This is a genomic window from Paenibacillus residui, assembly GCF_042677205.1.
GTDB lineage: Bacteria > Bacillota > Bacilli > Paenibacillales > NBRC-103111 > Paenibacillus_L > Paenibacillus_L residui.
Map to the genome: position 1 here is coordinate 39,086 of NZ_JBHTIU010000016.1, position 14,904 is coordinate 53,989.

Genomic DNA, 14,904 nt, shown 5'->3' on the forward strand with positions numbered 1-14,904 from the left:
CTTACCTGCAAGGCAAGGCGGCTTTCAAATTAGCTTGAGAGGCCGGAAAAAGAACGGAGAGGTGTTAGTTTAATGACAACAGTTAGGCAAAACACGGCATGGCTGTATATCGGAAATAAGAATTGGACGTTAGGGGATACAGAGAAGTTAGTGGAGTGGTGCGCACGGCATAGGGTGGGCAAGCTTCTGCTTCATCTGCACGATTGGACGAATCCGGCGGCGGAATTCGCTGAACAGATGGATTCGGTCGTGGAGGCGTGCTCAAAGGCAGGCATTGAAATACACGGGATGATCGGTACCCTCCAGCTTCGGGCTGAAGATAGAGCAAGTCTTCCTTTCCAATCCAGGGAGGCGTACTGCGTCGATTATGAAGGAATTTCCAATTGGGACGAGCCTTTGGCAGGCCGCCGCTATGTTCTGGATCCCTCGAATCCGGATGTTGTCTCGTTCATTGCCGGCCGCTGCAAAGATATGCTGGTCAAGCATCCCGGATTGGCAGGGATTCATCTGGATTTCATCCGTTTCTATCATTATGAGAGCCGCTTGTCTATCGATACGAATCAGGCGGGGCATTGGACGGTTATTCCCCGTGCCGGGGAGCCTCTGAAGCTGACGACGGCGAACGGGACGACAACTACCTTCTTTGTGGAACAAGCCCTCAATCATTATAATGATCCTCCAATTGGCCGTCATTTGCATCTCAGACGTTCTTACCATTATTGCTTCTGCGAGCGCTGCCTGGAAAGGTTGGCACGGGAGTTTAATCTCTCGATCCCTGACGAGTTGGAAGAGACCCGGCAGCGGGCGGATTGGATTCTGAAGCATCATGCGGAGGATTGGTATGCGTTCCGCTCCTCATTGATTACCGGAGTTGTTCGAAATATCCGGCGGGAGATCACGGCTCAACGCAAGGAAGCGCAGCTGTCTGCGGCAATCTGGTACAATTCGCCTTACGGAAACGAACTGAGAAATGAGCCTTTCCATCCCGGCAGTGAATATGAGCAGTTCGGCCAGAAATGGTGGGAGTGGATCAAGGAAGGGCTGATGGATTTTGTGTGCCCCATGAACTATTGGCTCACCCCCGAAAGCTTCGGACAGATCATCCGGGAGCAAATAGCCCGTTCCGAAAATAAAGTGCCTCTATATGCAGGGCTGCTGCGGTCAGACGAATTCCCGATCGATCAACCTCTTTGGGAAAAATATAAGCTTGTCGCTCAAGAAGCGGGGGCTGCCGGAATCAGCTTCTTCTCTTATGGAGGCTGGAAAGACCTGGACTCATGATGAAAAAAAAGAGACCGGACGCATAAGCGTCGGTCTCTTTCGTTTTGGTTATTTTATTAACCGATAAATTCTTGTACCCATTCCCCTTGGTAATAAGCTACGCCTATTTTGGTGAAATTAGGACTCATGATGTTCTTTTTGTGGCCCGGGCTGTTCATCCATGCATTCATAACTTCCTCGGGTGTGCGTTGGCCTTTGGCAATGTTCTCTCCGGCATATGAATATTTGATGCCGTAAGTGTCCATCATATCGAACGGAGAGCCGTAGGTTGGCGAATTATGGTCAAAGTAATTGTTATGATACATATCTTTGGCTTTATCCAACGCCATAGCGGAAAGTGCGGAATCCAGCTGCAGAGGCTTCAGTCCGGCCTTCGCCCGTTCCTGATTCACCAATTCTGCTACTTCTTTAGCATATTGAGAAATATCGGATTGACCTTGGTCAGGTTGAGTCGGGGCAGGTTTGTTGCCCTGATCGCCTTGGTTTGGCTGGGTCGGTGCAGGCTTGCTTCCCTGATTGCCTTGATCCGGCTTGGATGGTGCAGGCTTGCTTCCCTGATTGCCTTGATCCGGCTTGGATGGCGCGGGCTTGCTTCCCTGATCGCCTTTATCCGGCTTGGATGGCGCGGGCTTGCTTCCCTGATCGCCTTTATCCGGCTTGGATGGTGCAGGCTTGCTTCCGTTTCCTTTGTCAGGTATAGGATTGCAAGAGAAATCAAACTTAAATCCGTCTTGTCCTATAATGATAAATTTGCTGAACTTGGGATGATTCTTGAACAAGGATTCAAGGTCAATCCCGTACTTCTTGGTGATATGGTTTACTGCATCACCAGAATGAAATGTTTGCGGAGCAGCGAATGCTGCATTGGCAGACAACATAGTCCCCACGAGCAAAACTCCGGAAAGAGCAACTTTCTTAATGTGTTTCTTCATGGTGTTCAGTTTCCTCCTCTTTGTTTGGCCTGCGAAGTTAGCTGACGGGTTCGGGTCAAAGAGTAATCGCCCTACGGCTTGCAAAGCCGCTTCACCCCCACTATTGGTTCCCCCGCGCACTAGATTGTGCTTCGGCCGAATTTCTACTAGATTGTAACATGCTAGATTAGCCCTTTCATTCTACAATGTTTGGTAATTCATACAATTGCCCTGATACGGTACATGATTTTCCGCATATGAGAACACATTAAATACATATACCTCAATCGTAAAAGATCATCTTATGTGGCGAACCGGCAATAATACTTCTCTTCCATTTCAAGGGCAGGACGGATGCTTATATGTATGGATTAAAAGCACTTATTCTGTATGCAAGCTACGGGGACGGCCATCTCCAGGCGGCACGGGCTCTTCAGGAGACTTTATCCCGGAGGGGGTTCAAGGCAGTGAAGCTCGTGGACTTATATGGGGAGTCGTATCCATTTTTGGACCGGGCTGTTCAACAGTTCTACAAGATGTCTTCCCAATATTTCCCGTACATCTATGGCTGGATATATAGATGTACCCAAAATATGAAGCCTCAGCGGATGCTGAACAAAGGGTTGAAAGCATGGGGGGCCAAGAAGCTGATGCAGCTGATCTCCCGGGAGAAGCCGGATGTTCTCATCTGTACTTTTCCGATGCCTGCCATTCGCGGAAGAAGCGGAGCTAACATTCCTACGTTTACGATCTTGACGGACTTCGCTCTGCACAACCGTTGGATATACTCGGAATATGACCTGTTGTTCGTAGCCACCCCCGACTTGAAGAAATCCATTCTCGAGCAGGGAATCGATCCCGGACGCGTTGCCGTAAGCGGCATACCGATCCGTTCCTCCTTTCCATCCGTACATCTCAGGGAACAAACCGTGTCCGACCGGGATCCGGCAGCTGCCCGCACTTTCCTCCGGGTCCTGGTAATGGCCGGCGCCAACGGTATTCTTCGCAATTTATCCGAGGTGATTTCCCTCATTCGCAGAGAACTGAAGGATGCCCGTATAGCTGTCGTATGCGGAAGAAACCGGGCCCTGTTTAACTCCATCGCAAAAAATTTCGGGAATGACCCGAATGTGGAGATTTACGGCTTCGTTGAACAAATGGCGGAATTGATGGCCTCTTCCGCATGCATAGTGACCAAAGCCGGAGGAATCACATTAACGGAAGCTCTCGCCTCCCGCCTTCCCATTATTGTTTATCGCCCCCTGCCGGGGCAGGAAGCGGATAACGCCCTGTACCTCCAGAGTCAAGGCGTAGCAGCGATTGCCCGCTGTCCCCGCGAGTTAGTCAAGCAGATCGGAATGATGACTTCCTTAGACCGATCTGAACGGGAAAGAATGGAAGCCAAGATGAAAATGTTAACCGGAGAAAGCTTAGACGAACATATGAAAGCGTTGTGGAATGCTTCCGATTCGGACCGCTTCAATTTCACCTATGACCGATTTGCGGGCTGCGGCGGCGCTTCGGATAAAATCACAAATCGAATTCTTAAGGAGCTTACCTCCTCTCTCAATTTAAAGACAAATTAAAGACTTGTCATTTAAACATACGCTCACTAAAATACAATTACGTAAGCGCTTCATCATTAAGTCAAGGGGGTATTCTGAATGAACAACCCGTCGCAACTGCCAGATCGCAGAACATCTTCCTCGTCCTTAGCCCGGTGGCTGGGCACATTAGGCCCTTCCCTGATTACAGCGGCACTGGTCCTCGGGCCTGGGAGCATCACGCTTACCTCCAAGCTGGGCAGCATTTATGGCTACGATCTGCTGTGGGTCATGGTAATATCGGTTTGTTTTATGTTAGCCTTTACCGAAATGAGCGCCAGAATCGGGATGGCTGCGAACCGTTCCCTATTGTCGGTTATTCGTGAGAAATGGGGTAAAGCCGTTACAGTCGTCATCGGGATCGGTGCTTGCCTGGTCACCTCTTCCTTTCAGGCGGGAAATTCCATCGGTTCGGGGCTGGCCATTGCCGATCTGACCCAGACTTCAACGCCGGTATGGGTGATCATTACGACTTTGCTTGGCATGTCTCTGCTCTTTACCAAAAATTTCTACAAAGTGTTGGAAAAAATGATGCTGGTTATGGTCGCTCTAATGATTATTTCTTTCCTGTTGACCCTAATCATGGTCAAGCCCAGTATCGGCGGCATCTTGAGCGGATTAGTCCCGAGGGTGCCCGAAGGCTCCCTGCTGCTTATCATCGGGCTGGTAGCCACTACCTTCAGTATCGTCGGTGCCTTCTACCAATCCTACTTGGTGCAGGAGAAGGGACTGACTAAGGACCGGCTTAGAGACGGCGTGAAAGAGAGCTTTACGGGGATCATCATTCTTGGACTGATTTCCTCCATGATTATGATAAGCTCAGCCGCCATTCTTCTGCCCCAGGGCATTCAAGTCAATACCGCCGGCGATATCGGCAAAGCTCTGGAGCCTGTCTTCGGCAGTTGGGCGAACGTCGTGTTTATAATCGGCTTGTTCGGCGCTTCCTTCTCTTCTCTTACCGGGAACGCTACCATCGGAGGGGTTATGCTGGCCGAATCTCTCGGACTTGGAAGCAAGTTAAGCGAACGCGGCGTGAGAATCTGCATTCTTGCCGTAATGGCCGTAGGAGGAATCGTAGCCCTGCTGTTTGGGGCGGTGCCTCTGAATATGATCATCTTCGCCCAAGCCATCACCGTCATTATCGTGCCTATTATCGGTGTTGCCATGTACAGGGTTGCCAACGATTCGAAAGTTATGGGCGACCTGAAGAATACATGGTTCAAAAATATCGTGGCCATTCTTGGCATTCTGGTCTTGATAGTATTGGCTGTTAACAACATTCGCACGATCTTCTTCTCTTAGTGATCCCAGCCGCAATCAAGTTTATCCGGATCCGAATTTAAAATTAAGACAAAAAGAGCGAGGCCGGGGGCAAGTTCCCTCCAACGCCCGCTCTTTTTTGTTTTTTTCTCGGACTTACATCTTTCGAAGAATAGCCGTCCGGATTAACTCTCACTTGCACTTGAGGAGCTTAACCATTGTGGAGCTATGAAGAATAGGAGCAACCTTATTGAATTTATCTTCCCTTGGCGATAGACCGGATCTGCTCGGGCAGAAGCTTGCCCGGAGTCGGGGTCTGATGAAGAGATTGCGGAACCTTCCTCACCATTCCCAACACTCCTGCCGGACTCTCCTCCGGATAATAATAAATAATGCTTTCGCCGACGGCAAAATCGCAGGGGCGATCGGCGCTTCCACAGCTTTCCGAAGAAGGATTCTCCGAGCTGCCATTATAAGTTACATGACTGATCCGATCAAAAACTTGATTCCCTCTAGGCGCCACCACAGCCAGAAATCTCTGGGTCGTATTGGAGAGCCCTTGACCTTGCGCAAGCTTGATATATACGAAATCGCCAGCTTTCAGCTTCGTCCCGTAAGCGGCATTGAAATCCGCGACGGTCTTGTCGTAATGACCGGGCTTCTTGAGCCAAACAATCTTGGTTTGATGCGGTCTAATCACCGTATTCGTCTCCTCTTTCACGCCGGGATCCACATCTTTCGCCGTCATTATCAGCCATTTGGTCACTTTCGTATTCCAGAGCTCCGGATGAGCCGGGTCGTAATAGTAATACATTTTGTAACCTGCCAGATCAATTGCCCGATTACTGTTATTATAGAGCTCTATATATTCGTACGGCTCTCCCTCACCCGGTGAAGCCACAACCATTTCGGTGATCAAGAGCGAAGCTTCTCCCGATGCTCCGGGAACCGTAGGGGTCATCGCTAGCAGTCGGCCGGAATCGGCAACGTAAACGCGGTCAACGGGATAGAAGCTGTCCCGATAAGTTTCCGCCCCGGATTCAAACAAAATATACAAACGGCCGTTATGCTCGACAATCCCTTCCGACATCGGGGGCATAACAACAGTATGAACCTTATTCAATCCGTCCAGAAACCAGATAGGAACCGGATCATTGCCAAAACGGTCGGTATAGGCATGCGGTGATTCATCCAGGGAAAGCCGGTAAGTCAGCAGCGAGCTCTCTACCGTCCGGCCGTAAGACTGGCTGAGCTGGATATGCCCGTCCACGAACGCCATCCCTTGAATTTCGTCTGTAATGGAAAGAAGAAGATCCGGAATGGCCGCATTGGTCTTCTCAACCGTCCGAGAAGTATCGATCAAATCCTCGTCTGTAAGCCGGTATCCGGCAACCCAGGCAGAATGCTCGATGTTTTCCCGGTTTCTCATATGATGCGACGGCTCTGTATTAAAATTAAATCTGGCAAACTCGCCCACCCACAAAATACCGGAATCATAAGTGACGAAAGAAGCATTCGTCTCCGTGCGGGTAATACTCGAGAATACAAGCCGGCCACCGTCTGCGGATTGAATCAGATCTTCCAGCTTAACCGCGTAGGCGCTCTTCTCCGAGGTTACCCACATATGCTTCTCGCTTACCGTCAACCCGCCTGCATGACCCGTATACGGCGTGGATTCGTCTTTGTACAGGTCCAGCGCCTTGATGAACTGTCCGGTTGCTCCATCGATAACACTTACCACACTCGGTTGACCATTATCACGATAATAAGACACAAGCAGCCAATCCATCGCTTCGTAATAAGCAATTCCTTGGGGGATCAGGCCCTGCATCAAGCCGGGAATGACCGGCCCCTGTTCGCTTACCGAATCCAGATCCCGGTAATTGGAAGATTGAACCCGATGTACCGGGCCTATTTCCTCCTGGGTAATTCTGTCCTGAGCTGTCTCTTGAATATCCGATGGTGAAGAATAACCAACCTGCCCACCTATCCCTACCGCCAAGCAAAAAATCAACAAAAAAATAATGACTCGAAACTTCATGATTCTCCTCCTTATTTTCGATGATAACGTTATCATAATAATAATGCTCAATATTTTCCACAAAATCAACAGAAAATACAAATAATTTTTGTAGTTTTCAAAATAAAATGACCTAATACGAAAACAAAAATCAGTCCCAATTTTTAGTGAACCGCTATACTACCGAATATTTTTCATCATTTATGTAATAAAATTCCTTCTTTAACAACAAGAAATTCCCTGATATAATGTGTAAGCGTAATCATATATTTACAAAATCTTAAACTGTTCCGGGAGAGCGATAGCATGGACCGATGGGTAAAACCAGTGGCCGGATATGCGAAGTCCAGATATGTAATTGTTCTGTCTTCCGTTTGGATAGTATGGATTTCTGAGGTGCTTAGCCGTGGAAATGCACTCCAGGCATTGGAGTGGACATGGCGGAGCTTCGCCCACTTTGGCTTCAATGTGCTGACCGTTCTTGGCTTCCTGCTGCTTATTTCCGCCCTTACGGGAAGACCCCGGGCCGCCTATTGGAGCATTGGGCCCGTTATTCTTATTTTCTCATGGGTTAGCGGGATCAAGCTGAAGATCCTCCATGTCCCGCTGCTTCCCTGGGATTTCCTGCTCGCCGGCGAAACCAGGGATATGATACCGTATATCACAAATTTATTTACCTTTCCCATTCTGGCCGCGCTTATTGTTTTCCTGGCGGGAAGCTATGGGTTACAATACAGACTTCCCCCTTCTCCCGTCCGCATATATGGCAAGGAAAGATGGGTTCTCGCCTCTTCTTCCTTATTGCTTCTGACCTTTCTATATACGGATTTCCCTCCCCTGCAGAAGACGTTAGGCTTCGAAACGATCGATTATAACCAGGCGGATAATGTCAAGGAGAACGGATTCGCCCTCGCATCGCTGATGAATGTGAAGCTTCTGTTCCAAAATTCCCAAGACAGGATGGATACGGATACGGTAGAAGCCATCGTTAGTCAGTATCAGCCGCCGACCCCGGCCGGAGAGTCCCGGCCACCGAACGTCATTGTAGTCCTGAGCGAATCTCTGTGGGATCCGACCGTTCTTAAAGACGTTAAATTCAGCCGGGACCCTCTGGAGTTCTATCACTCTCTGCAGCACGACTATCCGAGCGGCACGCTGTTATCCCCCCAATTCGGAGGCGGTACGGCCAATGTCGAATTTGAAGTGCTGACAGGCCTTTCCATGCGTTTCCTGCCGCAAGGCTCCATCGCCTATAATCAATATATCAACCGTCCGGTCGATTCCCTCGCAAGCATACTAACCAGACAGGGCTACACGGCGAAAGCCATCAGTCCTTTCCACCATTGGTATTTCAACAGCGACAAGGTTTATGAATACTTCGGCTTCTCCCAATATATTAGTATGGAATTTCTCAAGCCGGTATATGAAGGCCCTTATATCGCGGACAAAGAGGTCGCCAACGTCATTATTTCCGAAACCGAAAGAACGGAGGGCCCGGCATTTATTTTCGCCAATACGATGCAAAACCACTTTCATTATTATCCGGGGAAATTCAAGCAAAATACGATTCGGGTGGAGGGCAGAATGTCCGAGGAATCCAGAGGGATGCTGGAGACTTATGCTCAAGGGACCAAAGGGGCGGATGATATGCTGAAGCAGCTGGTGGAATATTTCAGCGCCTCGGAGGAACCGACTATACTCGCTTTCTTCGGAGATCATCTCCCTTTCCTCGGGGATGACTACAAGGTTTACAAAGATGTAGGGTATTTGCAGGAGAAGGACCCCGACTTTCTTGACAAAATGTACCGTGTACCCGTTATCGTATGGAACAACTATTTGCCGAACAAGCAAGAGACCATTAACCTCAGCCCTTCTTTCCTGGGCCCCTATATTCTGGAACTGGCTAAGGTCGGAGGAAGCTATTATACCGATTACCTGCTTGATTTGGGCGGCCGTATCCCGGTCATTCCGCCCAAAGATTACTATGAAAGAATGGGAATACGCGACGAAGATCTTAAGGAATATGAAGCGCTGCAATATGATATTCTCTTCGGGGAGCAGCATGGCTACTCCGGATGGAAGGACAGCATTGTGCAGCCCGGCTTTACATTAGGATATGATCCAATGATACTGGGGCCCTTCCCCTCCGAACCGCTGGTGATCGGCCAGAGTCTGCCCCTGACAGCTAAGGAGGCTTCTGTCCCGATTAAGGGCCGGGCCTTCGCCCCGCTTAGCGTTGTTTATATAAACGGGAAGCCTCAGCCGACCGAATGGATTAGCGAGCAGCAGATCGTTGTTCACCCGCAATCCGATATATATAAGCCAGGCCAATGGGAACTGCAGGTCAAAATTCTGGACGATAAGGAAACGGTCATAGCCGAATCGGAAACTTGGACTGTAACCGTTTCTGCGGCAGAGGGAGGGGGATATGCCGGTGCCGGTACGAAATGAATCCGACTGCCCCGTTATTACCGGAGGCAGACTTATCCTCTCTTGTCCAAATATCCTTTGGATCGGGCAAGAATAAGGGCGACCCCGAGTCTCGGGTCTCTCCATCTGCGATGAAGGACATTGGAGAGCGCCTCTTCAATTCCAACCAGACGAACCTCAATTCGTTCGTCCGGCTCGAGATTCTGGGGTCCTTCCGCTATGATATCATTAGTGAAATATAGACCGGCGGCCACTCTTCGCTCCGAATCGATGAAAGTCCCCAATTCGGTCAGACGATTGCATTTCAATCCGGTTTCTTCCTGCATTTCTCTAAGCGCAGCCGCTTTGGGGTGCTCCCCGTTCTCCAGCCGTCCTCCGGGAAGCTCATACGTATATTCGTTCATAGACCGTCTGAATTGTCTGACGATCACAATTTTGTGCCGATGAACGGCCAGCACCTTAACCACCTGGATCGATTCATCGCTCCGCTCATTTTGGATCATAATCGTAAACTCCTTCAACTTATGCATCTTGAACTCGATGGTTTGATTCCCAATTCCGTTTGCCAGGAAGTAAAGTGATTTATGGATTATTTTCTGCTTAGTTCCATGTTTTCACCCGACTTCGAGAACTCTGGTTATTATTTTAGCAAAAAATGCAAGCAAAGCCCAATTTCTTATCCTAATTTACGAAAGCAGTCCAATAATAAAAAGCATCCCCCTATAATGAAGTAGGGATGCTCGAACGCAAAGTATGGCTTGAATTGGAATTGGGAACTTGTTATGCTTCGCCGGACAGATTCCTACGTCTGAACCAAAGGCAGACGGATGAACACATCCGTTCCTTTGCCGGGCTCGCTTTCGATGTGGATAACCCCACCGCAGCTTTCAATAATATTCTGGCAGACGACTAACCCTAATCCGGTGCCATTCGGTTTTAATGTAAAGAAAGGAGTAAAGATTTCCTTAACGACCTGCCTGGACATCCCGATTCCGGTATCGGATACGATAATCGTCAGCTGCTGCTTCTCCGCCAGTATTCTAATCGTCAGCTCTCCTCCGGAAACCATCGCCTCCAATGCATTCTTGACAAGGTTCAGAAGAACCTGCTTGATATGGACCTTGGAGCAGCGGACGGGAAGAGGTCTGTCCGGAATATCAACATGCAGACTCACATTATACAGATGGGCTTCCGATTCTATCAGAGGCAGAATATCCGTCAAGATCTCTTCAAGCGGACTCACTTCCTGGGTCGCCTCCGTCTCCGCGGGCTTGCCGATGATCAGCAATTCGCTGACGATGGAATTGATCCGGTCAATTTCCTTTTTAATGAGGCTGAAGAAGTATTGATCCTTCTCATCCGTGTATTTCTCGCTGAGCAGACTGATAAAGCCTTTAATTCCTGTCAAAGGATTTCGAATTTCATGGGCCGTACTGGCTGCAATCGTACCGATCAATTTCAGCTTCTGCGCCTCATTCTGCTCCCTTTCCTTCTGCAGGTTTCTCCTCATCCTCCACAGCTGGAATATCATAAAGCACCCATTCGCCAGAATAAACGCAAAGACGACAAACAGAAGAAGCCTGCCGGAGAAATCCGGGTGAAAGCGGTCAATGACGACCTCCAGCTTCCAGGGAACATTATTCAGTTCGTATTGCGCAGAAACCGGATGACGAATTTTGCCGGAAGAGTTGGACAGAAACAGTAAATTCCCATAATGATCATAAAGCCGGACTTCCGAGTTGGACAGTTGATTAACATACTCGCTCATGACCTGAAGATTGACGCTTCCGATCAATACCCCGATAATTTGTTCCTCGGAATCGATAACAGGCGTAGCCACCGATACAATGTAATTTCCGTTTATTCGTCCGAAATAAGCTTCCGAATATTTGAGAACGGCCTGTACGGATGGCTTCGGTAAAATAAGAGCGGTCGCTCAAATTTAGCTTTCCGTCGAATGGAATGGAGCTGAGCCGAATCTGACCGGTGTCAGATGCCCAGATAAAACCTGAGAAACGGGGATCCAGTTGATGCATCTTGGACAGCATCTCTTGAATCCATGCCGGATTATCCTTGGCCGATATGGTCAGAGCCAGCGTTTCGATCCTGCCCACGGTCTCTACCATAAAATTTTCTATATACAGACTGTTCTGAACCGCTTCTTTCATGACCTTATCGGACAGTCTGCCCTCTATCTTGCCGGTTATTACGCTATAGTATTGATAACTAGACGCGAGCACAGGTATAATCACGACAAAAAAATATATCAGCATATTTTTACCCGAAAATAAGCTCCTGATCTGTCTTTTCATGGCAAGCTCTCCTAATTTCCCGCATCTAATACTACAAGCATAATGAAATCTGCTTTATTCAGCAATTTATTTTGCATAAAATTAAACAGCGCCCTGCCGTCAAGGACGGTTCAGGCGCGCTGAAACGAGCGAGGGACTGTCTGATCGACTATTCGGACTTCACTCAGGATAGACAGAGTTCCCCGGAAGGCCTGCCACAGATCCGGTTCTACTATTTGGAAGGTGGGTCGGCTTTATAAATAACTAGAATATAGCTTCTTTGCTCCGTTGTCGTGCCGAATGTTTTCATCCCGGTAGAATATTTAATATCAATCAGTTGATCGTCACGTAGAGTCGCTAGAAAATCGTTCGTTTTCTTCTCGGCGGATGAATTATGAGTATCTAAAAATTCCTTCACTTGAATCATAGAAGTTCCCCTTTCGTGGAGATATTGTTTACGATATTTTAGGCACCACTTTAACCCCAAGGCTCATCTCCGAGTGACACAGCGGGCATTCCGGCTGTTCCGCGAAAGTAAACTCCGCCCGCATCCAGCCCGGACACTGACCTCCCGTACATATCCATACTTTCGCCTCAATGACAGGAGGTTCCTTCTCCGATTTGCTTTTGTTAGGAAAATTTTTCATATCCATCCTTCACCTGTTCTATTATAATCCTGTTGGACTTGCTCCTGCAGCCTCAAATCCAAGCTGCGAACGGCTGATAGGTGTTATGTTCCGAGAACAAGAACATGCATGGCGTCATCACCACCCTTTAAACCGGCAAGTTGCCACATTCCTATAGAGAAACGAAGGCATCCCGCTCCAACGAGCGAAATGCCTTATATAAGCATAACTATACTACAGAAGGAAGACATTGTCAATTCATCTTTCATTTTCCTATTAATGTAATTATAGAGAAGAGTTATAGCGAGACTAGAATCCGGTAAAGCCCCCATATAGTTCGATAAAATAAATGGTGATTTTCGTCATTTGGTCGGTGTATAGCAAAATCCCTGTAAGGACCATCAGGCCCCCGCCTATTTTCATAATCAACCCGGAACGCCGCATGATCCATTTCATCCTGCCAATGAAGAAAGCCATGATGAAGAATGGAATGGCAAATCCGATCGTATAGGCTAGCGTATAGAAGAAGGCCTGATCCGGATTGCTTACTCCAAGAGTGATAACAGCGGCCAAGATAGGGCCGACACAGGGTGTCCAGCCGGCTGCATAGGTCACACCTACGAGGACAGACCCGAAGTACCCGAGCGGCTTGCTCCGGAAAGTAAACCGGCGGTCCTTCATCAATGCTTTGGGCGTAAATATCCCCAACATAATCAGCCCCATGACGGCAATGAAGATACCGCCCAGCTTGCGGATCAGGTTTTGATATTCCGCGAAGAAGGACCCGATAAAGCTTAAAGAGAATCCAAGGGCAACGAAAATAATGGAAAATCCCAGTATGAAGAAAACGGTGTGGAGCATCGCTCGTCTCTCCAATAATCCTTTGCCTTCCTGAAGATCTTTAACCGACACTCCCGTAATATAAGACAGATAGGACGGGTACAAAGGAAGACAGCAGGGCGAGACGAACGAGAGGATGCCTGCTCCGAAAACGATCCAGAGGCTTAAATCGGCAGCATTCAGCACAATCACCTTCTTATCTGTATATAGCCGCAGGCCAACGGCTGTACATCACACTACAAATAGTAGTATAAGAAGATGGGGGTGTCAATGACACCCGTCCAGGCAAATTTGACAAATAATAAAACTTATTAAAGAGCCATATGGCAAGAGAATCAATTTTGACCATCTGACAGACTGAGCGGCAATCCATTGACATCGTCGGTGATTACGGCAATCACCCCGGCAAGTTATCCTCCAGCAAGGAGCGAAGCTCGGGAAGCGGATGAGCGGGGCGTCTGCCCTGCAGAGCGGCCACCAAGTCTTGGGCAGCAAGCTTGGCCATATCATACCGTGTCTTCGCGGTTGCCGAGCCGATATGGGGAACCAGCACCGTATTCGGCAGAGAGGCGAGCGGATGGTCGCCGCTAATCGGCTCCTCCGCGAAGACATCCAATCCGGCCGAGCGAATCGTGCCGTTCCGCAGCGCTTCCACCAGCGCCTGTTCATCCACCGTTTGCCCGCGGGAAGCGTTCACGAAGACGGCTGTCGGCTTCATCCGCGCAAACTGCTCGGCCCCGATCATTTGCCTGGTCTGTTCGGTTAGCGGAACCATCAGCACCACATAATCGGCCTGCTCCAACAGTTCGTTCAAATCGCAATGCCGTGCCCCCAGCTCCGCTTCGGCCTCCGGCTTCCTGGTCCGGTTCGCATACAAAATCTCCATTCCGAAGCCGAATTTGGCCCTTCTTGCTACTGCCTCGCCAATCCGGCCCATTCCAACGATGCCCAGCACCCCATGATGTACGTCTATTCCGAACAGATGCTCCTGGCTTCCCGCCTTCCACCGTCCCGCACGGACGTAATGGTCCAATTCCGGTATACGGCGGGCCGCGGCCAGAATAAGCCCAAAGATCAGATCAGCCACCGTTTCATCCAGCACACCCGGAGTATGCGTCGCCATAATCCTCCGCCGGGCCAGCTCCGCTACGTCCAGATGATTGTACCCGACCGAAATGCTGCTCACCACCCTTAACCGGGGAGCCAGATCCAGCAGTCGGCCGTCGACCCGCAATCCGGAGGTTAGAAGCCCCTCCGCATCAGGCAGTTTTCCCCGTAATACCTGCTCCGGAACAGGACCTTCCGACTCCCATACATCGACAGAGGCATGACGGGAAATATAATCCAGCACATCCTTCGGTATCGGTTTGGTTATGAACACTTTAGGCTTCATAAGAACTTCCTCCTCTTGTCATCCAATGGAGCTCGGCCACTTTCGCGTCCGTATCATGGAGTGAATTAGCAAACCAAGCCTTCTTCATTTAGTTTACCATATTCGTTCAGGTTCTCTATTATGGTTCGCCGCAAGGCTCCATGGAATTAGCATCAGTCAATCATATGGCTCCCAGCATCCCAATGTCCGCAAGGGCCCAAAGAGCTGTAGGCTATCCCCCATTTTGCCTAAAAAGAGCAATTATCTAG

Annotated in this window: 13 protein-coding genes and 1 riboswitch; of the genes, 4 read left to right on the forward strand and 9 right to left on the reverse strand. The window is 49.2% G+C overall.

Annotated features, from left to right (window positions below; genetic code table 11):
• Positions 1-72: 72 nt before the first annotated feature.
• Positions 73-1,281, forward strand: a complete 1,209-nt coding sequence (locus ACFQ03_RS05310) for a hypothetical protein (RefSeq protein WP_144932951.1) — start codon at positions 73-75, stop codon at positions 1,279-1,281.
• A 56-nt stretch (positions 1,282-1,337) separates the two neighbouring features.
• Here the strand turns inward: ACFQ03_RS05310 and ACFQ03_RS05315 are convergent, their stop codons facing one another.
• Complete coding sequence (locus ACFQ03_RS05315; protein ID WP_144932949.1) at positions 1,338-2,213, reverse strand: CAP domain-containing protein; 876 nt, start codon at positions 2,211-2,213, stop codon at positions 1,338-1,340.
• 11 nt (positions 2,214-2,224) lie between these two features.
• A riboswitch (cyclic di-AMP (ydaO/yuaA leader) is annotated at positions 2,225-2,360 on the reverse strand.
• Positions 2,361-2,554: 194 nt separating this feature from the next.
• On the opposite strand from ACFQ03_RS05315, the gene ACFQ03_RS05320 reads away from it, so the two are divergent.
• Both ACFQ03_RS05320 and ACFQ03_RS05325 read left to right on the forward strand, forming a co-directional pair.
• A complete protein-coding gene (locus tag ACFQ03_RS05320) occupies positions 2,555-3,778 on the forward strand; it encodes an MGDG synthase family glycosyltransferase (RefSeq protein ID WP_379286596.1) in 1,224 nt (407 codons plus the stop codon).
• 78 nt (positions 3,779-3,856) lie between these two features.
• Positions 3,857-5,098, forward strand: coding sequence for an Nramp family divalent metal transporter (locus tag ACFQ03_RS05325; protein WP_144932945.1), 1,242 nt, complete (start codon positions 3,857-3,859; stop codon positions 5,096-5,098).
• Positions 5,099-5,312: 214 nt separating this feature from the next.
• On the opposite strand, the gene ACFQ03_RS05330 is transcribed toward ACFQ03_RS05325, so the two are convergent.
• Complete coding sequence (locus tag ACFQ03_RS05330; protein ID WP_379286598.1) at positions 5,313-7,097, reverse strand: lamin tail domain-containing protein; 1,785 nt, start codon at positions 7,095-7,097, stop codon at positions 5,313-5,315.
• 285 nt (positions 7,098-7,382) lie between these two features.
• Between ACFQ03_RS05330 and ACFQ03_RS05335 the strand changes: the two genes are divergently transcribed.
• Complete coding sequence (locus tag ACFQ03_RS05335; RefSeq protein ID WP_379286600.1) at positions 7,383-9,527, forward strand: LTA synthase family protein; 2,145 nt, start codon at positions 7,383-7,385, stop codon at positions 9,525-9,527.
• A gap of 32 nt (positions 9,528-9,559) precedes the next feature.
• Here the strand turns inward: ACFQ03_RS05335 and ACFQ03_RS05340 are convergent, their stop codons facing one another.
• The 7 genes from ACFQ03_RS05340 to ACFQ03_RS05370 all read right to left on the reverse strand — a co-directional run bounded on the left by ACFQ03_RS05340 (position 9,560) and on the right by ACFQ03_RS05370 (position 14,656).
• Positions 9,560-10,009 carry an NUDIX hydrolase gene (locus ACFQ03_RS05340; protein ID WP_186328176.1) on the reverse strand — a complete coding sequence of 150 codons (450 nt, stop codon included), beginning with the start codon at positions 10,007-10,009 and terminating at the stop codon, positions 9,560-9,562.
• Positions 10,010-10,308: 299 nt separating this feature from the next.
• Positions 10,309-11,346 carry an ATP-binding protein gene (locus ACFQ03_RS05345; protein WP_379286603.1) on the reverse strand — a complete coding sequence of 346 codons (1,038 nt, stop codon included), beginning with the start codon at positions 11,344-11,346 and terminating at the stop codon, positions 10,309-10,311.
• Positions 11,258-11,818, reverse strand: a complete 561-nt coding sequence (locus ACFQ03_RS05350) for a hypothetical protein (protein WP_379286605.1) — start codon at positions 11,816-11,818, stop codon at positions 11,258-11,260. Before ACFQ03_RS05350 ends, ACFQ03_RS05345 begins: the two co-directional genes overlap by 89 nt.
• A 211-nt stretch (positions 11,819-12,029) precedes the next feature.
• Positions 12,030-12,224, reverse strand: coding sequence for a sporulation protein Cse60 (locus tag ACFQ03_RS05355; RefSeq protein ID WP_144932935.1), 195 nt, complete (start codon positions 12,222-12,224; stop codon positions 12,030-12,032).
• Positions 12,225-12,252: 28 nt separating this feature from the next.
• Entirely contained in the window at positions 12,253-12,444 is a 192-nt protein-coding gene (locus ACFQ03_RS05360) for a cold-inducible protein YdjO-related protein (RefSeq protein WP_144932933.1), read from the reverse strand.
• Positions 12,445-12,732: 288 nt separating this feature from the next.
• On the reverse strand, positions 12,733-13,446 hold the full coding sequence (locus tag ACFQ03_RS05365; RefSeq protein ID WP_379286642.1) for a cytochrome c biogenesis CcdA family protein: 714 nt from the start codon (positions 13,444-13,446) through the stop codon (positions 12,733-12,735).
• A 214-nt stretch (positions 13,447-13,660) separates the two neighbouring features.
• Entirely contained in the window at positions 13,661-14,656 is a 996-nt protein-coding gene (locus tag ACFQ03_RS05370; protein WP_379286608.1) for a 2-hydroxyacid dehydrogenase, read from the reverse strand.
• Between the last annotated feature and the right edge of the window lie 248 nt (positions 14,657-14,904).